Annotated in this window: 25 protein-coding genes; 4 read left to right on the top strand and 21 right to left on the bottom strand. The window is 59.3% G+C overall.

Annotated features, from left to right (window positions below; translation table 11 throughout):
* Positions 1 to 72: 72 nt before the first annotated feature.
* Both ACQZ45_RS16435 and ACQZ45_RS16440 read left to right on the top strand, forming a co-directional pair.
* The gene (locus tag ACQZ45_RS16435; RefSeq protein WP_041694501.1) at positions 73 to 1020 is read left to right on the top strand and encodes a tyrosine recombinase XerC; all 948 of its coding nucleotides are present in this window, start codon (positions 73 to 75) and stop codon (positions 1018 to 1020) included.
* A gap of 80 nt (positions 1021 to 1100) precedes the next feature.
* Positions 1101 to 2195, top strand: coding sequence for a TraB/GumN family protein (locus tag ACQZ45_RS16440; RefSeq protein ID WP_013636881.1), 1095 nt, complete (start codon positions 1101 to 1103; stop codon positions 2193 to 2195).
* Here ACQZ45_RS16440 and ACQZ45_RS16445 read toward each other — a convergent pair.
* From ACQZ45_RS16445 to sdhC, 16 genes are all read right to left on the bottom strand, one after another.
* The gene (locus tag ACQZ45_RS16445) at positions 2179 to 2667 is read right to left on the bottom strand and encodes a DUF2867 domain-containing protein (protein WP_003516737.1); all 489 of its coding nucleotides are present in this window, start codon (positions 2665 to 2667) and stop codon (positions 2179 to 2181) included. The genes ACQZ45_RS16440 and ACQZ45_RS16445 overlap by 17 nt on opposite strands.
* A gap of 166 nt (positions 2668 to 2833) precedes the next feature.
* Positions 2834 to 3334, bottom strand: coding sequence for a cytochrome b (locus ACQZ45_RS16450; protein WP_003516735.1), 501 nt, complete (start codon positions 3332 to 3334; stop codon positions 2834 to 2836).
* 112 nt (positions 3335 to 3446) lie between these two features.
* Positions 3447 to 4853, bottom strand: a complete 1407-nt coding sequence (gene lpdA, locus ACQZ45_RS16455; RefSeq protein WP_003516734.1) for a dihydrolipoyl dehydrogenase — start codon at positions 4851 to 4853, stop codon at positions 3447 to 3449.
* 64 nt (positions 4854 to 4917) lie between these two features.
* Positions 4918 to 5562 (bottom strand): LysE family translocator, encoded by a 645-nt coding sequence (locus tag ACQZ45_RS16460; RefSeq protein ID WP_003516732.1) that lies wholly within the window; start codon positions 5560 to 5562, stop codon positions 4918 to 4920.
* Positions 5563 to 5576: 14 nt separating this feature from the next.
* The gene (locus ACQZ45_RS16465) at positions 5577 to 5990 is read right to left on the bottom strand and encodes an MAPEG family protein (protein ID WP_013636885.1); all 414 of its coding nucleotides are present in this window, start codon (positions 5988 to 5990) and stop codon (positions 5577 to 5579) included.
* 68 nt (positions 5991 to 6058) lie between these two features.
* Entirely contained in the window at positions 6059 to 7291 is a 1233-nt protein-coding gene (gene odhB / locus ACQZ45_RS16470; RefSeq protein WP_019566052.1) for a 2-oxoglutarate dehydrogenase complex dihydrolipoyllysine-residue succinyltransferase, read from the bottom strand.
* Between the two features lie 53 nt (positions 7292 to 7344).
* Positions 7345 to 10341, bottom strand: coding sequence for a 2-oxoglutarate dehydrogenase E1 component (locus ACQZ45_RS16475; protein WP_003516728.1), 2997 nt, complete (start codon positions 10339 to 10341; stop codon positions 7345 to 7347).
* A 176-nt stretch (positions 10342 to 10517) separates the two neighbouring features.
* Entirely contained in the window at positions 10518 to 11420 is a 903-nt protein-coding gene (sucD, locus tag ACQZ45_RS16480; protein ID WP_003516727.1) for a succinate--CoA ligase subunit alpha, read from the bottom strand.
* Between the two features lie 17 nt (positions 11421 to 11437).
* Entirely contained in the window at positions 11438 to 12631 is a 1194-nt protein-coding gene (gene sucC, locus ACQZ45_RS16485) for an ADP-forming succinate--CoA ligase subunit beta (protein ID WP_003516725.1), read from the bottom strand.
* A 131-nt stretch (positions 12632 to 12762) separates the two neighbouring features.
* Positions 12763 to 13725, bottom strand: a complete 963-nt coding sequence (gene mdh, locus ACQZ45_RS16490) for a malate dehydrogenase (RefSeq protein ID WP_003516723.1) — start codon at positions 13723 to 13725, stop codon at positions 12763 to 12765.
* A gap of 176 nt (positions 13726 to 13901) precedes the next feature.
* On the bottom strand, positions 13902 to 15065 hold the full coding sequence (gene zapE, locus ACQZ45_RS16495) for a cell division protein ZapE (protein ID WP_448742381.1): 1164 nt from the start codon (positions 15063 to 15065) through the stop codon (positions 13902 to 13904).
* An 87-nt stretch (positions 15066 to 15152) separates the two neighbouring features.
* A complete protein-coding gene (locus tag ACQZ45_RS16500; RefSeq protein WP_003516719.1) occupies positions 15153 to 15695 on the bottom strand; it encodes a protease inhibitor Inh/omp19 family protein in 543 nt (180 codons plus the stop codon).
* A gap of 205 nt (positions 15696 to 15900) precedes the next feature.
* Positions 15901 to 16680, bottom strand: a complete 780-nt coding sequence (locus ACQZ45_RS16505; protein WP_003516718.1) for a succinate dehydrogenase iron-sulfur subunit — start codon at positions 16678 to 16680, stop codon at positions 15901 to 15903.
* 15 nt (positions 16681 to 16695) lie between these two features.
* Positions 16696 to 18537, bottom strand: coding sequence for a succinate dehydrogenase flavoprotein subunit (gene sdhA, locus ACQZ45_RS16510; RefSeq protein WP_003516717.1), 1842 nt, complete (start codon positions 18535 to 18537; stop codon positions 16696 to 16698).
* 7 nt (positions 18538 to 18544) lie between these two features.
* On the bottom strand, positions 18545 to 18925 hold the full coding sequence (gene sdhD / locus ACQZ45_RS16515; RefSeq protein WP_003516716.1) for a succinate dehydrogenase, hydrophobic membrane anchor protein: 381 nt from the start codon (positions 18923 to 18925) through the stop codon (positions 18545 to 18547).
* Positions 18926 to 18939: 14 nt separating this feature from the next.
* Positions 18940 to 19332, bottom strand: coding sequence for a succinate dehydrogenase, cytochrome b556 subunit (gene sdhC, locus ACQZ45_RS16520; RefSeq protein ID WP_003516715.1), 393 nt, complete (start codon positions 19330 to 19332; stop codon positions 18940 to 18942).
* A gap of 306 nt (positions 19333 to 19638) precedes the next feature.
* On the opposite strand from sdhC, the gene ACQZ45_RS16525 reads away from it, so the two are divergent.
* A complete protein-coding gene (locus ACQZ45_RS16525; protein WP_448742382.1) occupies positions 19639 to 20007 on the top strand; it encodes a hypothetical protein in 369 nt (122 codons plus the stop codon).
* 5 nt (positions 20008 to 20012) lie between these two features.
* Here the strand turns inward: ACQZ45_RS16525 and ACQZ45_RS16530 are convergent, their stop codons facing one another.
* The 5 genes from ACQZ45_RS16530 to tsaD form a co-directional block, all read right to left on the bottom strand.
* Positions 20013 to 20657: a class I SAM-dependent methyltransferase gene (locus ACQZ45_RS16530; protein WP_003516713.1), complete on the bottom strand. Its 645-nt coding sequence runs from the start codon at positions 20655 to 20657 to the stop codon at positions 20013 to 20015.
* 7 nt (positions 20658 to 20664) lie between these two features.
* Positions 20665 to 21108: an EVE domain-containing protein gene (locus ACQZ45_RS16535; RefSeq protein WP_003516712.1), complete on the bottom strand. Its 444-nt coding sequence runs from the start codon at positions 21106 to 21108 to the stop codon at positions 20665 to 20667.
* Positions 21109 to 21114: 6 nt separating this feature from the next.
* Entirely contained in the window at positions 21115 to 21408 is a 294-nt protein-coding gene (locus ACQZ45_RS16540) for a YciI-like protein (RefSeq protein ID WP_003516711.1), read from the bottom strand.
* A gap of 86 nt (positions 21409 to 21494) precedes the next feature.
* Positions 21495 to 22478 (bottom strand): NAD(P)H-dependent glycerol-3-phosphate dehydrogenase, encoded by a 984-nt coding sequence (locus ACQZ45_RS16545; RefSeq protein ID WP_003516710.1) that lies wholly within the window; start codon positions 22476 to 22478, stop codon positions 21495 to 21497.
* On the bottom strand, positions 22478 to 23575 hold the full coding sequence (gene tsaD / locus ACQZ45_RS16550; protein ID WP_003516708.1) for a tRNA (adenosine(37)-N6)-threonylcarbamoyltransferase complex transferase subunit TsaD: 1098 nt from the start codon (positions 23573 to 23575) through the stop codon (positions 22478 to 22480). Before tsaD ends, ACQZ45_RS16545 begins: the two co-directional genes overlap by 1 nt.
* Positions 23576 to 23648: 73 nt before the next feature.
* On the opposite strand from tsaD, the gene hemC reads away from it, so the two are divergent.
* Positions 23649 to 24578 (top strand): hydroxymethylbilane synthase, encoded by a 930-nt coding sequence (hemC, locus tag ACQZ45_RS16555; protein ID WP_003516706.1) that lies wholly within the window; start codon positions 23649 to 23651, stop codon positions 24576 to 24578.
* Position 24579 lies beyond the last annotated feature (1 nt).

Below are 24579 nucleotides of genomic sequence, written 5' to 3' on the forward strand. Positions count from 1 at the left end.
CACGCCAGATGCGAAGCCCAGGCGCGAGCCTTAACCAAATACTGACCATAAGGGCATAGCGTTGGAAGAGGAATGGAGCGCCCCGTGACCGAAATTCTGACTTTTGCCACACCCGATCTCTTGAACGAGCGCCAATCCTGGCTTGCCGCGATTGCCGGTGAACGCCGCCTTGCGGACAATACCGTCGAGGCCTATGAGCGCGACACTCGCCAGTTTTTGACATTCCTCACCGGTTATATCGGCAAGCCAGCTTCAATCGCCGATATCGCCGATCTGCGCCCGGTCGATCTTCGCGCCTTTCTGGCCAGTCGTCGCAAGGAAGGCGCCGGCGCACGCTCGCTGGGGCGGCATCTGGCGGGCCTGCGTTCCTTTCTCCACTATCTGCAAAAGAAACGTCTGGTGAATGCGGCCGGGGCCACCGCCATGCGCTCGCCGAAACAGCCGAAATCTCTGCCGAAACCGCTGACGGACCGGCAGGCGCTGAAAATAACCACCACCGAGGCACAATTGAATGAAGAGCCGTGGATTGCCGCCCGTAACGCTGCGGTTCTCTCGCTTCTTTATGGCTGCGGTCTTCGCATCTCCGAGGCGCTCGGGCTGGCTCCGGCCGATTTCACGCCCGACGCCCGCAGCCTTCGCATCACCGGCAAAGGCAACAAGACCCGGATGGTGCCTTTGCTGGCGGTGGTAACGGAAGCGGTTGAGGCCTACAAAAAGCTCTGCCCATATCATCTGGCTGCCGACCAGCCGCTATTCCTAGGCGCGCGCGGCGGCAAGCTGCAACCTGCCATCATCCAGCGCGAGATGCAGAAGTTGCGTGGCGCTTTCGGCCTGCCGGAAAACGCCACACCGCATGCGCTGCGCCACTCCTTCGCCACCCATCTACTGGCCGGCGGCGGCGACCTGCGCACCATTCAGGAACTGCTCGGCCATGCCAGCCTCTCCACCACGCAGATCTATACCGGCGTCGATACCGCAAGATTGCTGGAAATCTACGATAATGCCCACCCGCGCGCATGAAGCAGGAAATGCTTAACCATAGTCATTAATCAGACGTCCAAGCCGCCGTTCTATAAGTGGACTAGAACCGGATAGTACCTATGCAAAGCCTGATAAAGCCACAAAATCTCACCGCCACCCTGATGGGCAAGACCGGCGACACCCTGCTCTGGTTGCTCGCCGCGCTGCACGTCACTGCTGTCGCAATCCTCTTCGCGACGTTGCTATCGTTGGGTGAGGCGCAAGCCGCCGAACAGGAGATAAGCTGCACGGGCAGCGATATTCTCGTGGAGATGCGCAAGAGCGACCCGCAGGGCTTCGCGAAGATCGAACAGGAAGCGGCAGCTATCCCGAACGGCAAGGGCAACTTCTGGCGCATCGAAAAAGCTGGGACGGCACCGTCCTTTCTTCTCGGCACCATGCATGTCACCGATCCACGTGTTCTTGGCATGCCAGCCGCCGCAACACCCGCGTTTGAAAAAGCCGCGACGGTCATCGTGGAATCGGACGAAATCGTCGATGACAAGAAAATTGCGGCATCGCTGCTGACAAGACCCGACCTCACCATGTTTCTGGACGGCAAGTCGATCACCGACATCCTGTCACCCGAAAATGTCGCACGCCTTGAAAAGGGTCTTAAGGAGCGCGGCATTCCGCTGAGTGCCGTTTCGCGCATGAAGCCATGGATGCTGTCGAGTTTCGTCGCCCTTCCCGCCTGCGAATTTGCCCGCAAGGCCACTGGCCTGTCTTTCCTGGATAAGAAGCTCGCTGAAGATGCGGTCGCGGACGGAAAGCATCTTGTCGGGCTGGAGACCATGGTGGAGCAGCTTGCGGCCATGTCTGAGCTGCCAATGGAATTTCATCTGCAGGCGCTGATCGAAACGCTCGAATTGGGCGACCGCATGGACGACATCATGACGACAATGACCGATCTTTATGTCAGCGGTGATATCGGCATGACCATGCCCATGCTGAAGAGCATCGATCCCAAGAAAGCGTCTGAAAATGACCAAGGCTACGCCGCCTTCGAGCAACGCATCATCACCGATCGCAACCACGTCATGGCGGAGCGATCGGCCCCTGAGCTTGCCAAAGGCAATGTCTTCATGGCCGTCGGCGCTTTGCACCTGCCGGGCGAAGAAGGCGTAATTGAACTCCTGCGTGCGCAGGGCTTTACCCTCACACGGGTCGACTGATCCACTCGTCTCCGGTCTTGACGGGGCGGACATTGGCGCAAAACGGCCGCATCGTCGCCGGCACGATGCGACGATGAAACGGCCCGACGACGAAAAGATAGAGACGCCCGAACAGGTTCTTGCGCCGGACGATAGTAGTGACCTTCACGATCTGCCGACCAGGCTCCTGTTCCACATCGACGACGATACGGAAATCGAGATGGTTGTCGTCAAAGCCGAGCACGGTCCGGTCCGCAGTAGACGACAGCACTGGAAATCCGCCCGCCGAAGTACCCGCCGCCAGCTCGACCGTTCTGAGACCGAAAAGCGATACGAGACGGTTTCGAAGCGCCATAAGGCCGCTGATCCATGCCGGAGGATGATCGAGGAGAAGTCTGCTCACATCGAGTGAACTCGATGCGGCCGTCACCATCTCTCCTTCAAAGCAATCCCGCCAGTCCGCGCCCGGCAATATGTCTTCGCTGTCCCGCATCCCATAACCTCATTGCCGCCTTGTGTGGCGAGGCTCATCATCACTATTTCCGATCATCCGGGAACGTGACAAACCGCCGCTAATGGCAATTCGAGCGGGTTTAGCTTCAGAAAATACGAAGAGACAGAGAGATAGAGCGTTTTCGCTTTTGGAAAAGCGTAGTGCTTTAGCCGTGCGTCATACGCTTCAGAACATTGGTGCGCCAGTAGAACTGGTGAACCAGAACTGCGGCGACGTGGCCGGCGATCAACACCCACATCAGCCCCTTGAACGGCCCGGAATGCAATTCTCCTGCTACTCGCGCGCCGAAATAATAGGCCGCAATGCCCGACAATGGCAGGGCAAAAAACAGCGCGTAAAAGGTGAAATGCGCGACCTTCGCGGCGATTTGAGAAGCGCGCGGTTCATTGGCGGGATGCGGCGGCACACCCTGGAAAAACCGCAGACAGAGGCGCAGAACCGCAAGGGACAGGACGGCAAAGCCGACATACGCGTGAATATTGGCCGAGGAGATCTGTTCCGGCGTCAGCGTTTCACCCCGCCGCATCAACCGATACGCATGGGCCATGCCATCTGGAAACAGAAGGTTGAAAAAGATCAGAAGCGCCATCGTCCAGTGAAGGATACGCTGCGGAACGGAGAAGGAAACTTGAGTGGAGGACGCCATTTTATTGCCTTTTATCAAAAGGTTAGACAGGCTATGGCGCAAATATGCTGAACCCCGGCCTGCATTGCAAGCCGGGGTTCGCTTTATGGCTGAAATTTAATATTGGCTAAAATCACATATGGATCGGCTTGAAGAAAGTTGCCAGCGCCGCTTCCTTCACCGCTTCCGACATGGTCGGATGCGCATGGCAGGTACGGCCGAGATCTTCCGAGGAACCACCGAATTCCATCAGCACGGTGATCTCGTGGATCATTTCGCCAGCGCCGAAACCAACGATATGGCCGCCGAGAACCCGGTCGGTTTCCTTGTCAGCGAGGATCTTCACGAACCCATCAGTCACCTGCATGGCGCGGGCGCGACCATTGGCGGTGAAGGGGAACTTGCCGACCTTGTAGGCGATACCAGCGGCCTTCAGTTCTTCTTCCGTCTTGCCGACGGAAGCGACTTCCGGCTGCGTATAGACCACGGCCGGAATGACATCGTAGTTCACATGGCCGCGCTGGCCGGCAAGAATTTCCGCAAGAGCGACGCCCTCGTCTTCCGCCTTATGTGCCAACATCGGGCCCTTCACCACGTCGCCGATGGCGTAGATGCCATCCACATTGGTCTTGAAGTGGCCGTCGATTTCGACACGGCCGCGGCTGTCGAGCACGACACCGGCTTCCGCAAGGCCGAGACCCTCGGTGTAGGGCTTGCGACCGGTGGAGATCAGCACAACGTTGGCTTCCAGCGTTTCAGCCGCGCCACCCTTGACCGGCTCGAACACCACCTTTGCGCCAGTTCCCGTCTTTTCAACGCCCGTCACCTTGGCACCGAGCTTGAAATCGAGACCCTGCTTGGCGAGCAGACGCTGAGCCTGCTTGGAGACTTCGCTATCCATGCCGCCGAGAATGGTGTCGAGATATTCGACGACGGTGACCTTCGCGCCAAGACGCGACCAGACCGAACCAAGCTCGAGGCCGATGACACCGCCGCCCACCACGATGAGCTTTTCCGGAACCTTGGAAAGCGCAATCGCGCCGGTGGAGGAAACGATGACGCTTTCATCGATATCCACCTGGACGCCGGGAATACCAGCAACATCAGAACCGGTGGCGATGACGATGTTCTTGGCTTCGATTTCCTGGCTCTCGCCCTTGTCGTTGGTGACGGAGACCTTGCCGGCGGATACAACCTTGCCCGTGCCCTGGAAGGCATCGATCTTGTTCTTCTTGAACAGGAAGGCAACGCCGTCGACATTGGCTTTCACCACGCTGTCCTTGTGCCCCATCATCTTCTCGAGGTTCAGCTTCGGAGCGGCGACTTCGATACCAAGCGTATCAACGCCATGGGCCACATGCGCGAAGGTTTCGGAAGCGTGCAGCAATGCCTTGGAAGGAATGCAGCCGACATTGAGGCAGGTGCCGCCATAGGTCGCGCGCTTTTCGATCACTGCGACCTTCAAGCCAAGCTGTGCCGCCTTGACCGCGCAAACATAACCGCCGGGACCCGTACCGATTACCACTACATCATATGCCATGTTTCTGTTCCTGATTGATTGCGGGCAGGATTTTGAACCGCCCTGCTTCCGTTTGACCTGAAACTCAGGCCGCTTTTTCCGTTGCGAGTTTTATACCGAGAGCGATGAAGACCACGCCACTGGTGCGGTCGATCCATTGGCTGGCGCGCTGAAAAGCTGCGCGCATGCGAGGCGTCGTCATGAACAGGCTGACGCCGACGAACCACAGGATAAGGCAGCTTGCCATGACGAGCCCATATCCGAACTTGATGCCAACAGGCGTATGCGCGTGAACCACCGTCGAAAAGATCGACAGGAAGAAAAACACCGGTTTGGGGTTAAGCGCGTTGGCGGCAAAACCGAGCGTGAAGGCCTTCAATGCAGTCTGGCCGCTTCTGGCCCGAACGCCATCTTCGCCTTCCGCAGCCGGCAATTCGGTCTTGCCGGCGCGCAGCGCCTTGATGCCGATATAGATCAAGTAGGCGACACCCAACCACTTGACGATGTTGAAGAGATAGATCGACTGGGAAATGATGAGACCAAGTCCAAGGATCGTATAGGTGACGTGGAACATCAGGGATGTGCCAACACCGAAGCTGGTGATGATGGCCTGCTTGCGCCCATGCACCATGGCCTGACGCATGACCATCGCCAGATCGGCGCCGGGAGAAACGATCGCGAAAAAGAAGATCGCCATCAGGGATGCAAGTTCGATCAGATACTGATGCATGGGAAAATCAACCTCTAAAACATCAACACGAAAAGCATCAGCCCAAGACCGAGCATCGAACCGAGCCAGACCAGCGAGCGGATATAGGGCACACCAGCGAGATAAAGTGGAATATAGACCACCCGGCAGATCAGCCAGATCAAAGCGCCGGTGAAGGCCAGCCCGGACGGATCGCCAGCCATGATGACACCGAAGGCGAGCGCAATGAAAGCGGGATAGGTCTCGCGAAAATTCGCCGAGGCACGCGCGGCGCGTCCGGCAACCCTGCCCTGCGGCTTCTTTTCAGCATCCCGCGGACCGGCATTCCAGTCCAGCCCGAATTCACGCGTTGCCGTCATTCCCTGCAGCGCAATGTGGGCGGCCAGCAGCAGAACGCTGAGCCCGATCAGCGGCAAAAAGGGTGACGCGGCAAGAAATGTCGGCTGCACTTTCGCTCTCCTGATGGCATTTCAGCGGGATCGACTTGAAACCCCGCTGAAACGAAAAGCAAGACCGATCAGAGATCGAGAACCAGACGTTCCGGATCTTCGAGGCTTTCCTTGACGCGAACGAGGAAGGTCACGGCTTCCTTGCCGTCAACGATACGGTGATCGTAGGAGAGCGCAAGATACATCATCGGACGGATGACGACCTGACCACCGATGGCGACCGGACGCTCCTGGATCTTGTGCATGCCGAGGATGCCCGACTGCGGCGCATTGAGGATCGGCGAGGACATCAGCGAGCCGTAGACGCCGCCATTGGTGATGGTGAAGGTGCCGCCCTGCATGTCGGCCATGCCGAGCGAACCGTCGCGCGCTGCCTTGGCGAGACGGCCGAGTTCCTTTTCGACACCAGCGATGGAGAGCTGGTCGGCATCGCGAATGACCGGAACGACGAGACCCTTGTCGGTGCCGACAGCCATGCCGACGTGACAATAGTTCTTGTAGATGATGTCCGTGCCGTCGATTTCAGCGTTGACGGCGGGCAGTTCCTTCAGCGCGTGGGTCACGGCCTTGGTGAAGAAGCCCATGAAGCCGAGTTTGACGCCGTGCTTCTTCTCGAAAACGTCCTTGTAGCGGTTGCGCAGATCCATGACGGCGCTCATGTCCACCTCGTTATAGGTGGTCAGCATGGCGGCCGTGTTCTGTGCATCCTTGAGGCGACGTGCGATCGTCTGGCGCAGGCGGGTCATCTTGACGCGCTCTTCGCGAACCTGATCCTGCTCGGCCGAAACCGGACGGGGAGCAGCAGCAGCGACCGGAGCGGCGGCAGGTGCCGAAACACCCTTGGCAACAGCGGCGAGAACGTCGCCCTTCAGAACCTGGCCACGCTTGCCCGAACCGTCGACCTGATCGGCGGAAAGGTTGTTTTCAGCGAGCAGCTTGCCGGCGGCAGGTGCCGGCGGCATGGCGCTGCCAGCCGGAGCGGCGGCCACGGCTGCGGCAGGTGCCGGTGCAGCAGCAGGCGCAGCAGGCTTTGCCGCGGGTGCAGAAGTTGCAGCGCCGGCAGCACCTTCGGCGATCTGGCCGAGAAGGGCGTCGAGACCGACGGTTTCGCCGTTCTGCACGACGATTTCGGTCAGCACGCCGGAGGCGGGTGCCGGAACTTCGACGGTAACCTTGTCGGTTTCGAGTTCAACGAGAGGTTCGTCGGCCTTGACGGTATCGCCGACCTTCTTGAACCAGGTGCCGACGGTCGCTTCGCTGACGGATTCGCCGAGGGTTGGTACGCGGATTTCAGTGGCCATGATCTAGTTCCGTTATTCGGGTGTCTTTTTTGCGGGGCGATGCGGGAGAGTTCTCACTCTCCCAGCGCGTCTTCCAGGAACGCAGCAAGCTGCGCCAGATGCTTGGACATCAGGCCGGTCGCCGGAGAGGCGGCAGCCGGACGGCCCGTGTAACGGACCTTCTGGTACTTGGCGTCGATATGCGCCAGAACCCATTCAAGGTAGGGATCGATGAACGACCACGCACCCATGTTCTTCGGCTCTTCCTGGCACCAGACCATTTCCGCGTTACGGAAACGGGAAAGCTCGTTGATGAGCGCCTTGGCCGGGAACGGATAGAGCTGTTCGACACGCAGCAGGTAGATGTCGTCGATACCGCGCTTTTCACGCTCCTCGAGCAGATCGTAATAGACCTTGCCCGTGCACATGACGACGCGGCGGATCTTCGAATCCTTCTGCAGCTTGATCGGACCATCCTTGATGACCTCCGCATCGTCCCACAGGAGACGGTGGAAGGAGGACTCGCCTGCAAGCTCCGCAAGCGACGAGGTGGCGCGCTTGTGACGCAGCAGGGACTTCGGCGTCATCAGGATGAGCGGCTTGCGGAAGTCACGCTTCATCTGGCGGCGCAGGATATGGAAGTAGTTAGCCGGCGTCGTGACGTTGGCAACCTGCATGTTGTCTTCGGCGCACATCTGCAACCAGCGTTCCAGACGGGCGGACGAATGTTCCGGACCCTGACCTTCATAACCATGCGGCAGGAGGCAGACGAGACCGGACATGCGCAGCCACTTGCGTTCACCCGAAGAGATGAACTGGTCGAACACAACCTGGGCGCCGTTGGCGAAGTCGCCGAACTGGGCTTCCCAGAGCGTCAGTGCATTCGGGCGGGCAAGCGAATAGCCATATTCGAAACCAAGAACCGCTTCTTCCGAAAGCATCGAGTTGATGACTTCGTAACGGGCCTGCGTCGGCGAAAGATTGGCAAGCGGGATGTAACGCTCTTCTGTCTCCTGATCATAGAGAACCGAGTGGCGCTGCGAGAAGGTGCCGCGTTCGCAATCCTGACCGGACAGACGGATCTTGTGGCCGTCTACGACCAGCGAACCGAAGGCCAGAGCCTCAGCCATCGCCCAGTCCAGCCCCTCGCCGGTCTCTACCATCTGGGCACGGTTTTCCATGAAGCGCTGGATCGTGCGGTGTGCGCTGAAGCCTTCCGGAATGGTCGACAGCTTCTTGCCGATTTCCTTCAGCTGCTTCATCGGCACGCCGGTCTTGCCACGACGCTGCTCATCGGCATTGTCGGCGGCGCGCAGACCGGACCACTGACCATCCAGCCAGTCGGCCTTGTTCGGCTTGTAGGACTGGCCTGCCTCGAACTCCTGCTCGAGATGGGCGCGCCAATCGGCCTTGATCTTCTCGAAATCGCCTTCGGTGATCAGGCCTTCCGCAATCAGGCGGTCAGCATAGATGCGGGCAACAGTCTTGTGGCCACGGATGACCTTGTACATCTTCGGCTGCGTGAACGCAGGCTCGTCGCCTTCGTTATGGCCGAAGCGACGGTAACAGAACATGTCGATGACGACAGGCTTGTGGAACTTCATGCGGTATTCGGTTGCAACCTTTGCCGCATAAACCACCGCTTCCGGATCATCACCGTTAACGTGGAAGATCGGCGCCTCGATCATCTTGGCAACGTCGGACGGATAGGGCGACGAGCGCGAGAAGGCCGGGTTCGTCGTGAAGCCGATCTGGTTGTTGATGATGAAGTGCATGGTACCGGCAACGCGGTGACCGCGCAGGCCGGAGAGGCCGAGAATTTCGGCAACCACGCCCTGACCCGCAAAAGCGGCATCGCCGTGCAACAGGAGCGGCAGCACCTTGGCGCGTTCCGATAGCGGAATGATGTCGCCGTCCCATGTCTTGGCAAGCTGGTCCTGCTTGGCGCGGGCCTTGCCCATGACGACAGGGTTGACGATTTCAAGGTGCGACGGGTTTGCCGTCAGCGAGAGGTGAACCTTGTTGCCGTCGAATTCGCGGTCTGAGGAGGCACCGAGATGGTACTTCACGTCACCGGAACCTTCGACGTCATCAGGCTTGAACGAACCGCCCTTGAACTCGTGGAACACGGCGCGGTGCGGCTTGCCCATCACGTTGGTCAGAACGTTCAGGCGGCCGCGGTGAGCCATGCCGAGCACGACTTCTTCCAGACCGTCCTGGCCGCCGCGCTTGATGATCTGCTCAAGTGCCGGGATCAGCGATTCACCGCCATCGAGGCCGAAACGCTTGGTGCCCTTGAAACGCACGTCGAGGAACTGCTCGTAACCTTCGGCTTCGACGAGCTTGGACAGAATGGCCTTCTTGCCTTCCGGCGTGAAGTCCACACCCTTGTCCGGACCTTCGATGCGTTCCTGGATCCAGCCCTTTTCTTCCGGGTTGGACATATGCATGAATTCGACGCCGAGCGTCGAGCAATAGGTGCGCTCGAGAATATCGACCATTTCGCGCACGGTCGCGTATTCGAGACCGAGGACGTTATCGATGAAAATCTTGCGGTCGTAGTCGCTTTCCTCGAAGCCATAAGACTTCGGCGAAAGCTCGTTATAGTCCTCAACGGCGCTGGCGATGCCAAGCGGGTCGAGCTTGGCGTGCAGATGGCCACGCATGCGGTAGGCGCGGATCATCATGATGGCGCGGACGCTGTCACGGGTCGCCTGAAGCACTTCGGCCGGGCTGACGGCCTTGCCGGTATCGGCGCTCTTGGCCTCGGCTTTCGCCTGAACCTTCTTCTCGATGGCCTTCTCGACCGTAGCCCAGTTGCCATCAAGCGCGGATACCAGGTCGCCGTTTGCCGGGATCGGCCAGTTGGCGCGCTTCCAGGAGGCGCCCTTGGCTGCCTTCTTCACGTCTTCCGGATTGTCGGACAACGCCTTGAAGAAGCTCTGCCACTCCGGCGACACGGAAGAGGGATCCTCTTCGTACCGGGCATAGAGCTGCTCGATATAGGCTGCATTCGCGCCGTCCAGAAACGACGTGATCTGAAACTGCTCGTTCGCTTCTTGCCTTGCCATTGTGTTCTTGCGGACTTGTCCGTCCGCCTCCTCGATGCCGTTAGGGCCGTTTATCGGCCTGCCGCTTGATTATTGCTGTCTGCCGCCGGGGCGGTATGCCGTCTGTCTGTCGTTCTTTGCGGCTTCGGGCAGCGTGGCGTTAAAGCCGCACCGCCCGTTACCGGTCTCATGTGGTCTCAGCCCTTGAGGACTTCAACCAGCGTCTTGCCGAGGCGCGCCGGGGAAGGCGATACCTTGATGCCTGCAGCTTCCATTGCTGCGATCTTCGATTCCGCATCACCCTTGCCGCCGGAAACGACAGCGCCGGCGTGGCCCATGGTGCGGCCCTTCGGAGCCGTACGGCCCGCGATAAAGCCAGCCATCGGCTTCTTGCGGCCCTTCTTGGCTTCGTCGATCAGGAACTGTGCCGCATCTTCTTCAGCCGAACCGCCGATTTCGCCGATCATGATGATCGACTGCGTGGCTTCGTCGGCCAGGAACATTTCCAGGACGTCGATGAACTCGGTGCCCTTGACCGGGTCGCCGCCGATGCCGACAGCCGTCGTCTGGCCGAGGCCTTCGTTGGATGTCTGGAATACGGCTTCATAGGTCAGCGTGCCGGAGCGCGAAACGATACCGACCGAACCCTTGCGGAAGATCGAGCCCGGCATGATGCCGATCTTGCATTCTTCAGGCGTCATGATGCCCGGGCAGTTGGGGCCGAGCAGGCGCGAGTTCGAACGGTCGAGGCGAGCCTTGACGCGCACCATGTCCATCACCGGAATACCTTCGGTGATGCAGGTGATGAAGGGGATCTCAGCCTCGATGGCTTCGATGATGGCGTCGGCTGCACCTGCCGGCGGAACATAGATCACGGATGCGTCTGCACCGGTCTTTTCCTTGGCTTCGGCAACCGTTGCGAAGATCGGCAGGCTTTCGCCCTTGGAGCCGGTCCAGGTTTCGCCACCCTTCTTCGGGTGAATACCACCAACCATCTGCGTGCCGTAATAAGCAAGCGCCTGTTCGGTGTGGAAGGTACCGGTCTTGCCGGTCAGACCCTGAACGAGGATCTTGGTGTCTTTATTAACAAGAATAGACATTATTTCCGGTCCCTCAATTAGCCGTTGATCGCCGCGACGATCTTCTTGGCTGCGTCGTCCAGGTCGTCAGCAGCCGTAATCGCAAGGCCCGATTCGTTCAGGAGCTTCTTGCCAAGTTCGACGTTGGTGCCTTCGAGGCGAACAACGAGCGGAACCTGCAAACCGACTTCCTTCACCGCGGCGATAACACCTTCGGCGATGACGTCGCACTTCATGATGCCGCCGAAGATGTTGACGAGGATACCCTCGACCTTCGGGTCAGCAGTGATGATCTTGAAAGCTGCAGCAACCTTCTCCTTGCCGGCGCCGCCGCCGACGTCACAGAAGTTTGCCGGCTCCTTGCCGTAAAGCTTGATGATGTCCATCGTCGCCATTGCGAGACCGGCACCATTGACCATGCAGCCGATGTTGCCATCGAGCGCAACGTAAGCGAGGTCCCACTTGGAGGCTTCGATTTCCTTGGCGTCTTCTTCGGTCTCGTCGCGCAGCGCCTTGACGTCGTCATGGCGGAACAGCGCGTTGCCGTCGAAGGACATCTTGGCATCGAGAACGCGCAGATGACCGTTTTCCATGACGATCAGCGGGTTAACCTCGAGGAGAGCCATGTCCTTCTCGTTGAAGGCCTTGTAGAGGATCGGGAACAGCGCCTTAGCGTCTTCCGCAGCAACACCCTCAAGCTCGAGCGCCTTGGAGATCGCGGCAACGTCAGCGTCGCTCACACCCTTTTCCGGGTCGATGGCGATGGTGTGGATCTTCTCGGGCGTGTCGTGGGCAACAGCTTCGATATCCATGCCGCCTTCGGTGGAAACCACGAAAGCAACGCGACCGACCGAGCGATCGACCAGCAGCGAGCAGTAAAGCTCGCGAGCGATATCCGCACCGTCTTCGATGTAAAGGCGGTTGACCTGCTTGCCGGCATCGCCCGTCTGCGCCGTTACCAGCGTGTTGCCGAGCATATCCTTGGAGTGGGAAACGACTTCTTCGATCGTCTTTGCGAGACGAACGCCACCCTTGGCGTCGGGGCCGAGTTCCTTGAACTTGCCCTTGCCGCGGCCGCCGGCGTGAATCTGGCTCTTGACGACGTAGAGCGGGCCGGGAAGCTGCTTTGCGGCGGCTTCGGCTTCTTCAACCTTGAGGATGGCGACGCCTTCAGCGACCGGCGCACCATAGCCCTTCAGAAGAGCCTTGGCCTGATATTCGTGAATATTCATGGAATAATCCCTGTTTGGAGCCGCTTGAAGCGCCCTGCATCCTTATCTGACGCAGGGCGCTTCAAGCTGTTGAATCTACGCATCGTGCCTTGCAAAAATCCAATCCGGTTTTGCGCCGATGCGTCAGGCTATTACTTCAGCGACGGAGCGATGTTGATGCAGGCTTCGCAGAGACCGGCAACAGCGCCGACGGACTTCTGGAAGGCGGCTTCTTCATCCTTGTTCAGCTCGATCTCGATGATGCGCTCGATACCACCGGCGCCGATGATGGTGGGCACGCCGACATACATATCGTCCACGCCGTACTGGCCCGACAGATGGGCAGCCGCGGGCAGAACGCGCTTCTTGTCCTTGAGGTAGGATTCAGCCATTTCGATCGCCGAAGCGGCTGGCGCGTAATAGGCCGAGCCGGTCTTCAGCAGGCCGACGATTTCCGCACCGCCGTCGCGGGTGCGCTGGATGATCTCTTCGAGACGCTCGGCGGTGAGCCAGCCCATCTTGACGAGATCGGTCAGCGGAATGCCGCCAACGGTGGAGTAACGCGCCAAAGGCACCATCGTATCGCCGTGGCCGCCGAGAACGAATGCCGTTACGTCCTGAACCGAAACGTTGAACTCTTCGGCGAGGAACAGGCGGAAGCGAGCGCTGTCGAGAACGCCGGCCATGCCGACGACCTTGTTCTTCGGAAGACCGGAAAACTTCTGAAGCGCCCAGACCATGGCGTCCAGCGGGTTGGTGATGCAGATGACGAAAGCGTTCGGGGCATATTTCTTGATGCCGGCGCCGACCTGCTCCATGACCTTGAGATTGATGCCGAGAAGATCGTCGCGGCTCATGCCGGGCTTGCGGGCGACGCCTGCGGTGACGATGCAGACATCAGCGCCTTCGATGGCAGCGTAGTCGGACGCGCCAGTGAGCTTGGCATTGAAACCTTCAACCGGTCCGGACTGGGCAATATCCAGACCTTTGCCCTGCGGGATGCCGTCGGCAATATCGAAGAGGACGATATCGCCCAGTTCCTTCAGGCTGGCGAGATGCGCCAGCGTGCCGCCGATCATGCCAGAACCAATAAGTGCAATCTTTTTGCGAGCCATCGAATGCTTCCTCTAGAGCTTCAATTCAATTTCACCACGCCACCGGCAGCCAAATTGTCGCACTTCGATTAGCCCCATTGACCAAAATTGGCAACAGATTCTTTTGGCATGAATATTTTCAATCGTTTAGATCATTATTTTCTTACGTAAACGTAAGAGAATGCGTCACGAAAGTGTCAAACTTTCTGCCGTTTTTCATGGTGGAGCACCAGATAATCTGCACTGCGCATCTCAAACAGGCGCGAGGCGGTGCGATCGAACTCGAAACCTTCGGTGCCCTTGCGCTTGCCGAGCAGGTCTTCGGGCATGGCCGCAGCGGAGGCGAAGAGGCGGACGCGGTGATCGTACAGCGCGTCTATGAGAATGATAAAACGCTTGGTTTCGTTCCGTTTGTCGGCATTGAGAAACGGGATGTGGTCGATGAAGACTGTATCGAAACGATTGGCTATCGCGAGAAAATCAGAAGCGCCGAGCGGCTTTTCGCAAAGGTCGGAGAAGGAAAAGCGGGCCACACGGCCGCTGGCGCGCGGCACCAGAATGGAGCGGCCCTTCATCGGTATTTCGGTTGGCGCGACAAGATGGCCACCGGTCATGTGCCGCCAGGCCATATCCATCGCCTGATCCGCCGCACCGTCGAGTGGCGTGACATAGACCGGCAGGCTTTCCAGCTTTTCCATGCGGTAATCGGTGGGACTGTCCAGCGTCACCACTTCCACATGCTTCTTCAGCAAATCGACAAAGGGCAGAAACAGGCCGCGATTAAGCCCGTCCTTGTAAAGATTGTCGGGCACAACATTGGACGTTGTTACCAATGTGCAGCCATTGGCAAAAAGCTCGCTGAACAGCCGGGCGAGGATCATCGCATCGGCAATATCCGTGACGGTGAACTCATCGAAGCAAAGAAGCTCCGCTTCCGCCAGAAGCTGGGCTGCCACTGGAGGAATGGGATCGGCCTGCTTGGTTTCGCCATTCTTGAGCTTCTGCCGATGCGCGTGCACGCGATTATGGACATCAGCCATGAATTCGTGAAAATGGCAGCGCCGTTTGGAAGAGACGGGCGCCATCTCGTAGAACATGTCCATCAGCATCGTCTTGCCGCGGCCAACGCTGCCATGGACATACAGTCCCTTGACGAAGGCGGACGGGCCAGCCTTGCGAGCGAACATCCAGCCGAGTGCGCTTTTTTTCCTGGCGGGTTTGCGCGCTTTCAAATCGGCAAGGATACGGTCGAGGTGGGCCGCAACGCCGCGTTGCGCGGCATCCGCCTGCAAAGTGCCAGCTGCCGTCAATGCGTTGAGCTGTTCAACGACACTATGGTTGTAGTCAGGCAATGGCTTCATGGAAAAGCGCCCCGGTCGCGGACGGACGCCCGCGACGAATGGAATGGCTTGAAACAGGCGAGGCGATCCGGATGCACCGGAGATGCTCTATCGGCTGAGGCTCAGCGGCTGGCCGCTATTCGTCGTGCCGTCAAAACGCGCATCGGCGCTCTTGTAGACGCGGCCGATCGTATCGCCGGAACGGTTCTTGAAGAGGACCATCTTGCCGGACACTTCCCAGGACCCCATCGCCGTGAGTTCGCCGGAGCAGCCACGCGTGCCGCCACGAGAACCGCTGCCGAGATTGGTAAGCGTCAGGAACATGTCGCAATTGGCGCCGCCATTGGAAACGCGCCAGTTGCCAACCATGGATTCCTTGGTGACATCAAGCGCCGTTGTCGGCGGAGCGGCAGACGCCATATCAGTGCCGCCAGGCGTCGCAGAAGCGGGTGCTGACGGGAACTGACTGCCGGAAGCACCACCGGGTGGCGGCAGGGCGCCAGACTGAACGGAGGGAACCGGCTGTGCCTGCAACGGCGGCGTATAACCGGGATTGTTGCTGGTGTTGTTGTTGTAATCGTAGGAGGTACGTTGGCAACCGGCCAGGCTCATTACAACCGCAAGACCCGTCACCACATATCTGAATTGCATATCAAGCTCCCGATTCTCTCGCTTCCGGAAAGACCATGATCAAACAAGAAGGCTGAATTATTACCAAAGCCTTATCTTGCGCAAGCGATGGCTGGGATAATTACCATTTCGGTCGATTTTTACCGAAATTTCCCGCGCCCGGTTGTAAAAAAGGGCCGCGGTCCAAACCGCGGCCCGATAGATTTTCTGTCCAAACGAATCGTCTTCAGACGCGACGCTCGACCATCATCTTCTTGATTTCCGCGATCGCCTTGGCCGGGTTGAGACCCTTCGGGCAAGCCTGCGCGCAGTTCATGATGGTGTGGCAGCGATAAAGACGGAACGGATCTTCGAGATCATCAAGACGTTCGCCGGTTGCTTCGTCGCGGCTGTCGATCAGCCAGCGATAGGCTTGCAGCAGAACGGCGGGGCCGAGGTAACGGTCGCCGTTCCACCAGTAGCTGGGACAGGAAGTGGAGCAGCAGGCGCACAGAATGCACTCGTAGAGACCATCGAGCTTCAGGCGGTCCTCATGGCTCTGCTTCCATTCCTTGGCAGGCGTCGGCGAAACCGTCTTCAGCCACGGCTCGATGGAGCGGTGCTGCGCGTAGAAGTTCGACAGGTCCGGAACGAGGTCCTTCACCACTGGCATATGCGGCAGCGGATAGACCTTCACCGTTCCCTTGATCTCTTCCATGCCCTTGGTGCAGGCGAGCGTGTTGGTGCCGTCGATGTTCATAGCGCAGGAACCGCAAATGCCTTCACGGCAGGAGCGGCGCAGCGTCAGCGTCGGGTCGATATTGTTCTTGATGTACAGCAGCGCATCGAGAACCATCGGCCCGCAATCGTCGATATCGATATAATAGGTATCGATGCGCGGGTTCTGGCCATCATCCGGGTTCCAGCGATAGATCCGGTATTCGCGAACGTTCTTGGCACCATCCGGCTTCGGCCAGACTTTGCCTTCGCTGATCTGGGAATTCTTGGGGAGAGCGAGTTCAACCATATCCAGTTCCTCAAATCAGTAGACGCGAGCCTTCGGCTCGATCTTTTTCGGATCGATGCCGTCGGCGATCAGGTCGGTGTGAACAGGGCGGTAGTCGAGCTTGACATCACCTTCAGGGCTGACCCAGGCAAGCGTGTGCTTGCGCCAGTTCACATCGTCGCGACCGCCGAACGGACCATCGACGAAATCCTCGCGGGCATGCGAACCGCGGCTTTCCTTGCGCGCTTCCGCGCCGTAGACCGTGGTGATCGCGTTGGCCATCAGATTGTGGAGCTCGAGCGTTTCCACCAGATCGGAGTTCCAGACCATCGACCGGTCGGTAACCTTGACGTCAGGCAGTTCCTTCCAAATGGCGGAAATGCGCTGGCAACCGCTTTCCAGCGATTCCTGTGTGCGGAATACGGCGGCATCGTCCTGCATGGCGCGCTGCATCTTGTCACGCAGCACCGCCGTCGGCGTCGAGCCGTTGGCATAACGCAGGCTGTCGAAGCGATCCATGATCTTGTCGCAGGCAGCCGTGTCGAGAGCAGGAACCGGCGAATCGCGGTCGATGACCTGGGCTGCACGGATGGCGGCAGCGCGGCCGAAGACCACAAGGTCGATCAGCGAGTTGGAGCCGAGGCGGTTCGCGCCGTGAACCGAGGCGCAACCGGCTTCGCCAACGGCCATCAGGCCGGGAGCGATGCGTTCCGGGTTCTCGGCGTTGGCGTTCAGCACTTCGCCCCAATAGTTGGTCGGAATGCCGCCCATATTGTAGTGAACGGTCGGCAAGACCGGGATCGGCTCGCGCGTCACGTCAACGCCGGCGAAAATCTTGGCGCTTTCGGAAATACCCGGAAGACGCTCATGCAGGATCGCCGGATCAAGGTGATCGAGATGCAGGAAGATGTGGTCCTTGTTCTTGCCGACGCCACGACCCTCGCGGATTTCCATGGTCATGCAGCGAGACACCACGTCACGCGAAGCAAGGTCCTTCGCCGAAGGAGCATAACGCTCCATGAAGCGCTCGCCTTCGGAGTTGACGAGATAACCGCCCTCGCCGCGCGCGCCTTCGGTGATCAGGCAGCCCGCGCCGTAAATGCCGGTCGGGTGGAACTGAACGAATTCCATATCCTGAAGCGGCAGCCCGGCACGTGCGATCATACCGCCGCCGTCGCCGGTGCAGGTATGAGCCGAGGTCGCCGAGAAATAGGCGCGGCCGTAACCACCGGTCGCCAGCACCACCATCTTGGCGGAGAAGCGATGGATCGTGCCGTCATCGAGGTTCCACGCCACGACGCCCGTGCAGCGGCCATCGGGCGCCATAATGAGGTCGAGCGCGAAATATTCGATGAAGAATTCCGCATTGTTGCGCAGCGACTGGCCATAAAGCGTGTGCAGAATGGCGTGGCCGGTACGGTCGGCAGCGGCGCAGGTGCGCTGCACCGGCGGGCCTTCGCCGTAGTTCTGCATATGGCCGCCAAACGGGCGCTGGTAGATCTTGCCTTCGGCATTACGCGAGAAGGGCACGCCGTAATGCTCCAGCTCATAGACCGCCTTTGGCGCTTCCATGGCGAGATATTGCATCGCGTCGACGTCGCCCAGCCAGTCGGAGCCCTTTACGGTGTCGTAAAGGTGCCACTGCCAACAGTCGGGCGTCATGTTGGTGAGAGAAGCGGCGATGCCGCCCTGCGCCGCGACCGTGTGGGAGCGCGTTGGGAAAACCTTGGTGATGCAGGCCGTGCGGAACCCCTGTTCCGCCATGCCGAGCGTTGCGCGCAGACCCGCGCCGCCGGCGCCCACCACGATCACGTCATAGGAGTGATCGACGTAGGTGTAAGCCTTGCCATTCTGGGAAGGTGAACTGATCGATGCCATGGCCGATTTATCCTGCGAATGCGATTTTCAGAATGGCGAAGATGCAAAGACCGCCAATGAGAACCGCGAAAAACGTATTGAGCATCAGAAGAACGAGCTTCGAAACCTCGCCGTGAACGTAGTCTTCGATGATGACCTGCATGCCGAGCTTCATGTGAATGAGGCCGGAAACCAGCACCAGACCCATGATGACCGCAACGAGAGGGTTGGAAAGCGCCGCCGCAACTTCCGGATAGGGAGCGCCGGCATATTTGATGAGAAAGACCACGAAGAAGATCAGCAAGGGCACGTTGGCGACGGCCGTAAGGCGCTGGCGCCAGAAATGGTCGGTGCCTTCCTTGGCGGAGCCGAGGCCACGAACCTTTCCGAGAGGTGTACGCATATCCATGACAGGCTATCTCCTTAGCGCACGATCAGGGCGATGACCCAGATCAGCGCGGTCAGACAGATCGACGCTACAAAGGTCGCCTTGGCGAGTTTCGTGTTGAAGTTCTTCTCGAAGCCATGGCCGAGATCCCACATGAAGTGGCGAAGGCCGCCCAGCATGTGGTGAACGAGAGCCCAGGTATATCCGATCAGGATAAGCTTGCCGATGATCGTACCGATTGCCCAGCTGACCCAGTCGTAATAGGCAGGGCCGGAAGCAAGTGCGATAAGCCACCAGGCGACAAGAAGCGTTCCGAAATAAAGCGCCGCACCCGTGATGCGGTGCACGATGGATGCGACCATCGTCGGAATCGGCTTGTAAATTTGAAGATGCGGCGACAGAGGCCGGTTATTTGTCACGTTCGCCATCAGAACCTCGCGGCGTTTTCCCGTGCACCCGTCAGATCGGGCGCCCCCAAGCAACAGCACATGACGAAAGAATGTGCATTGCACCAACCGCGACGTTTAATCACATGGGAGCATCACGACAAGCACATTTCATGACCGATTCCAATTTAATCGATTGGTTCACGAATTTTTTTTGGAATTTTTTTGCTCGAAAATAAAAAAACGAGCATTTCCAAGATTTACGCCTTCAAAATATTTACCTTTACGTAATTTCGAAATCATGTAATTTACTATTCGTTAACCGAAAAAATCCGGAGAATGAGGCTCATGTTACAGCATCGAATCGCAGCTCTGGCGGTGATGACTGCAGGCATTATTTTCACGGCACTGCCTCCTGCTGCGGCAGGTGATTTTTATAGTCGCCACCATTATCAGGATCGTCAGTCACAGTTGAGCTTCTCCACGGACGGACTGCCCTCCACCCTTTCCGGCGGCACTTATGTGGGTGGAATATCCGCCTTGAGGGTCCGTGGGAACGGCAATTATTTCGCGATCAATGGTGGGCTTTCGCGACAAGGCGCAACCGTCAATATGGGCGCGCAGCTGGCACCGAAGGCGAAAATCATCAACGTCCGCGCCGAAACGACAGGCGACGCCTGCGATTACCAGCACGGCGTCTGCATCATCAGGCCCTGATATGATCAGACAAAACGCCAGACGGTGGTCTTTTTGACTTCACTGTCTTCCAGAGCCCGCGTCACCGGCACCTGATAGGTTGCCTCGGCGTAAAGGCGCTGTTTGGGCAGGTAGGCCCGCCCCGGATCGCCGACGAGTACGGTCACGCCTCTATCCGCCAGTTCCAGAAACCAAGGCACGAGGAGATCGGCAAAGGCGCGATCATAAAACACGTCGCCGGCCAGCAGAACATCCGCCTCAACCGGCGTCCCAACCAGATTGCGGCCGGTAAAATCGATGGCCACACCGTTGAGAGCAGCATTCAGCCGAATGGCCGTTTCCGTCCACGGATCGATATCGGCGGCGACAACAGCCGCGGCGCCCGCCTTTACGGCGGCAATGGCGACCAGTCCGGAACCGCTGGCGAAATCCAGCACACGCTTGCCGGAGACACTTTCAGGGTGATCGAGAACGTAGCGGGCAAGTCCCTGTCCACCAGCCCAGGCGAAAGCCCAGAATGGCGGCGGCAGGCCGATCTCTTCCAGCTCCTCCTCCGTCTTCAGCCACAGCTCATGGGCTTCGGTCGCAAGATGGAGGCGCAATTCCGGCACATGTGGTGGATGCATGATGCCGGTATTGTCGAGAATGAAGCGTTCAGGATCGGTCCTCACCGAAAGCTCAGTCCGGAGATTTCGGTGGATTGGAAAGGCCACCCATGCGGCAGACTTCGAGATATTCCTCTTCCGTCACCGGCTGCACCGAAAGCCGCATGGAGGTGACCAGCGACATCTTTTCGAGTTTCGGATTGGCCTTCACATCCTTCAGCGAAACCGGTTTCGGCATGTCGCAAACGGCGCGGATATCCACGCAATCCCACTTCAGATCGCCCTCTGCGGTCGAATCCGGGTGCGAAAGGGCGCAGACTTCCACGATGCCGACGACATCCAGCCCTTCATTCGAGTGGTAGAAAAAACCCTTGTCGCCGATTTTCATGGCGCGCATGTTGTTGCGGGCCTGATAATTGCGCACGCCGGTCCATTCTTCGCCGGCCTCGCCCTTGGCCTTCTGCATTTCCCAGGACCATTTGAACGGCTCAGACTTGTAAAGCCAGTAATTCGCCATGGCCGGTCACGCCCCCGGATTGTTGAAGACCCAGTTATAGGGCTTCACATCCACGCTTTCGAACAGGCCGGCCTTTGCATAGGGATCGGCATCGGCAAGGGCCTTAGCCGCATCGATGTCGGCAGCTTCCACGATGACAAGGCTGCCATTCGGCTTGCCTTCGGCATCCAGAAACGGTCCGGCAATCTTCAGCGTGCCTTCGGCGTTCAACTTGTTCAGGTGCTCCAGATGAGCCGGGCGCGTGTCCATGCGCACGTTCAGATGGCCGGGCTTGTCTTTGCAGATAAAGGCAAACAGCATTTTCGTCTCCTCGCTGGCGCATGTCTCCCAAAAGTGTAAGCGGTTTTGGGACCAGGACATGCGTAAAAACTATCCGAAGGCCACACTCATTCAGTGGTGATGGGCCTTGTCATCAATTGTTGCATGGCGCTCGCCACGTCTAGATTGCCGTCGATGATGGCCGCAACCGCCTCGGTCACCGGCATGTCGACAGCGTGATGTTCGCCGAGCCGGGCGGCAACGGCTGCCGCAAAGGCGCCCTCCACCAGCCCGCCGGACATGTCCTTGCCTTCGCCCCGGCCAAGCGCGATGCCGAAACGCAGGTTTCGCGACTGGTGGCTTGTGGCGGTCAGCACGAGATCGCCAAGGCCGGAAAGACCGCGCACGGTATCGGCCTTGCCGCCCATGGCAACGACCAGACGCGACATCTCGGCAAGCCCCCGCGAAATCAACGCCGCCCGTGCGGAATCGCCGAGGCCCGCACCTTCAACGATGCCGGCGGCAATGGCGAGCACATTCTTCAGCGCGCCGCCAAGCTGCACGCCCGTGCGGTCGGTCGAGGCATAAAGCCTGAAGGTTCTGCCGGAAATCGTGGTCGCCAGCCGCTCGGCGATGACAGCGTCTTCCGCCGCTATCGCCATCGCCGTCGGCAGTCCGCGCGCGATATCGGCCGCAAACCCCGGACCGGAGAGAACGGCGATTGGATGATGCGGCAGTTCCGCTTCCAGAAGTTCCGTCAGCAGCCGGCCGGACACCCGGTCGATGCCCTTGGCACAGGTAACGATGATACAATCATTAGCCAGATAAGGACCGTAATGGCGCGCCGCATCGGCATGGGCCTGAGAGGGCATGGCAAACAACACGATGCCTGCATCGGCCAGCACATCCGGCACAACGGAAAATTCCAGCGCATCCGGCAGGTCTACACCCGGCAGGACAGCCTCGTGAATGCGATCAGCCCTAAGATCGGCCATCAGGGACGCATCACGGCCGAGCAGGGTCACGTCATGCCGATTCTCCAGCGCGATGACGACGGCGAGCGCGGTTCCGAAGGCGCCAGCGCCGATGACGACGATTTTCTCCCGCTGCATCAGGCCTTGGCTCCCCTTTTGCCGAAACCGATCAATGTCTCCGCGCTGCCATCAAGCGGCCAGCGCGAGCGCGGCGCGATCTCCAGCGCATCGGGTTCCCGGCCGCATGCCATCCGCTCCAGCCCGGCCCAGGCAATCATCGCGGCATTGTCAGTGCAGAGCCGGTGCGGCGGTGCGACAAAGCGGAACCCGTGGACATCACAAAGCGCCTGGAGGGTCTGGCGGATTTCCGTATTGGCGGCAACGCCGCCGGCCACGACCAAAGCGGGCTTCGTCTCGAGATGCGGAAACTCTTCCTTAAAGCGGGCAAGCCCACGACCGATACGGTCCTTGAGCGTGCGTGACACCGCCTTCTGGAAGGAGGCGCAGATATCGGCAATATCCTGATCCGAAAGCGGAGCGATCGCGGTCGCCGCCTGCCGCACCGCTGTCTTCAGACCGGAGAAGGAAAAATCGAGTCTCGTCTCGCCGACCATCGGGCGCGGCAGTGCAAAACGGTCAGGGTTGCCTTTCGCTGCTGCCTTTTCAACCGCAGGCCCGCCGGGATAGGGCAATCCCAGAAGCTTAGCAGTTTTGTCGAAGGCTTCTCCAAGCGCGTCATCAATGGTCGTACCCCAGCGCTCGTATTCACCCACACCGCGAACCAGCACAAGCTGGGTGTGGCCGCCGGAGACCAGCAGCATCAGATAGGGGAAGGAAAGACCTTCGGTCAGACGCGCCGTCAGCGCATGGCCTTCGAGATGGTTGATGGCGTAAAGCGGCTTGTCTGCAGCCTTCGCAATCGCCTTGCCGGTCATTAGGCCCACCAGCAGACCGCCGATGAGGCCGGGGCCGGACGTGGCCGCGATGGCATCGACATCGGCAAGGGTGACACCCGCCTGTTCCAGCGCTTCTTCCACCAGCGTGTCCAGCGCCTCGACATGGGCGCGGGCAGCAATTTCGGGCACCACGCCGCCATAGGCGCTGTGTTCCTCAAGCTGCGACAAAACGACGTCGGACACGATCTCGCCACGTCCGTCCGCATGCCGAACCACAATGGATGCAGCGGTTTCGTCACAGCTTGTCTCTATGCCGAGGATACGAAGAAAGGGGGTCATCAATTCTGTTCGTTCATTGCGATCATGCGCTGAGTTGGTCTAAGACAACTCCGGTAACAATGGATAGACGCGGATGCAAACAAAACCTTTCCGAATCGGCACGCGCGGCAGCCCTCTGGCGCTCGCACAGGCTTACGAGACCCGTAACCGGCTGATGTCGGCACACGGTCTGCCGGAAGATATGTTCGAAATCGTCGTGCTTTCCACCAAGGGTGACCGGATAACCGACCGCGCTTTGTCGGAGATCGGCGGCAAGGGCCTGTTCACGGAAGAACTGGAGAGCCAGCTTCTTTCCGGCGAGCTCGATATTGCCGTGCATTCCTCCAAGGACATGCCGACCGTTTTGCCGAAGGGCCTTTATCTTTCCGCTTTCCTGCCGCGCGAGGATATGCGCGACGCCTTCATTGGTCGCACCGCACCGAAGCTTCTGGAACTACCGCAGGGCGCCGTTGTCGGCTCCGCATCCTTGCGCCGCCAAGCGCTGATCCGCCGCCTGCGTCCCGACCTGAGCGTCATCATCTTTCGCGGCCAGGTCGAAACCCGCCTGCGCAAACTGGAGGAAGGCCAGGCGGATGCCACGCTTCTCGCCTTTGCCGGCCTGAAACGGCTGGGCATGGAGAATGTCCCGACGGACATTCTCGACCCGAAGGAATTTCCACCAGCCCCCGCGCAGGGCGCGATCTGCGTCGAGAGCCGTATTGGCGACACACGCATGGACGAGTTGCTTTCACCTATCAACGACATACCCACCTACGATGCGGTTACCTGCGAGCGCGCCTTTCTGGCCGCCCTCGATGGTTCCTGTCGCACCCCGATTGCGGGCTTTGCTACCTGCCACGGCGAGGAACTTCATTTCTCCGGCCTGATCCTCACACCGGACGGACAGACGAGCCACAGCGTCGAGATTTCCGGTGCTCGCAAGGATGCCGAGGACTTGGGTCGCAGGGCCGGTGAAGACGTGCGCGCCAGGGCAGGCAGCAACTTCTTCGACGGCTGGAGCTGAG

It is taken from the genome of Agrobacterium sp. 16-2014-1-2a (genome assembly GCF_053522705.1).

Coding starts and splice junctions, on each gene's coding strand:
- ACQZ45_RS16435 (WP_041694501.1), top strand. CDS start 73: ATGGAGCGCCCCGTGACCGAAATTCTGACTTTTGCCACACCCGATCTC.
- ACQZ45_RS16440 (WP_013636881.1), top strand. CDS start 1,101: ATGCAAAGCCTGATAAAGCCACAAAATCTCACCGCCACCCTGATGGGC.
- ACQZ45_RS16445 (WP_003516737.1), bottom strand. CDS start 2,667: ATGCGGGACAGCGAAGACATATTGCCGGGCGCGGACTGGCGGGATTGC.
- ACQZ45_RS16450 (WP_003516735.1), bottom strand. CDS start 3,334: ATGGCGTCCTCCACTCAAGTTTCCTTCTCCGTTCCGCAGCGTATCCTT.
- lpdA (WP_003516734.1), bottom strand. CDS start 4,853: ATGGCATATGATGTAGTGGTAATCGGTACGGGTCCCGGCGGTTATGTT.
- ACQZ45_RS16460 (WP_003516732.1), bottom strand. CDS start 5,562: ATGCATCAGTATCTGATCGAACTTGCATCCCTGATGGCGATCTTCTTT.
- odhB (WP_019566052.1), bottom strand. CDS start 7,291: ATGGCCACTGAAATCCGCGTACCAACCCTCGGCGAATCCGTCAGCGAA.
- ACQZ45_RS16475 (WP_003516728.1), bottom strand. CDS start 10,341: ATGGCAAGGCAAGAAGCGAACGAGCAGTTTCAGATCACGTCGTTTCTG.
- sucD (WP_003516727.1), bottom strand. CDS start 11,420: ATGTCTATTCTTGTTAATAAAGACACCAAGATCCTCGTTCAGGGTCTG.
- sucC (WP_003516725.1), bottom strand. CDS start 12,631: ATGAATATTCACGAATATCAGGCCAAGGCTCTTCTGAAGGGCTATGGT.
- mdh (WP_003516723.1), bottom strand. CDS start 13,725: ATGGCTCGCAAAAAGATTGCACTTATTGGTTCTGGCATGATCGGCGGC.
- zapE (WP_448742381.1), bottom strand. CDS start 15,065: ATGAAGCCATTGCCTGACTACAACCATAGTGTCGTTGAACAGCTCAAC.
- ACQZ45_RS16500 (WP_003516719.1), bottom strand. CDS start 15,695: ATGCAATTCAGATATGTGGTGACGGGTCTTGCGGTTGTAATGAGCCTG.
- ACQZ45_RS16505 (WP_003516718.1), bottom strand. CDS start 16,680: ATGGTTGAACTCGCTCTCCCCAAGAATTCCCAGATCAGCGAAGGCAAA.
- sdhA (WP_003516717.1), bottom strand. CDS start 18,537: ATGGCATCGATCAGTTCACCTTCCCAGAATGGCAAGGCTTACACCTAC.
- sdhD (WP_003516716.1), bottom strand. CDS start 18,925: ATGGATATGCGTACACCTCTCGGAAAGGTTCGTGGCCTCGGCTCCGCC.
- sdhC (WP_003516715.1), bottom strand. CDS start 19,332: ATGGCGAACGTGACAAATAACCGGCCTCTGTCGCCGCATCTTCAAATT.
- ACQZ45_RS16525 (WP_448742382.1), top strand. CDS start 19,639: ATGTTACAGCATCGAATCGCAGCTCTGGCGGTGATGACTGCAGGCATT.
- ACQZ45_RS16535 (WP_003516712.1), bottom strand. CDS start 21,108: ATGGCGAATTACTGGCTTTACAAGTCTGAGCCGTTCAAATGGTCCTGG.
- ACQZ45_RS16540 (WP_003516711.1), bottom strand. CDS start 21,408: ATGCTGTTTGCCTTTATCTGCAAAGACAAGCCCGGCCATCTGAACGTG.
- ACQZ45_RS16545 (WP_003516710.1), bottom strand. CDS start 22,478: ATGCAGCGGGAGAAAATCGTCGTCATCGGCGCTGGCGCCTTCGGAACC.
- tsaD (WP_003516708.1), bottom strand. CDS start 23,575: ATGACCCCCTTTCTTCGTATCCTCGGCATAGAGACAAGCTGTGACGAA.
- hemC (WP_003516706.1), top strand. CDS start 23,649: ATGCAAACAAAACCTTTCCGAATCGGCACGCGCGGCAGCCCTCTGGCG.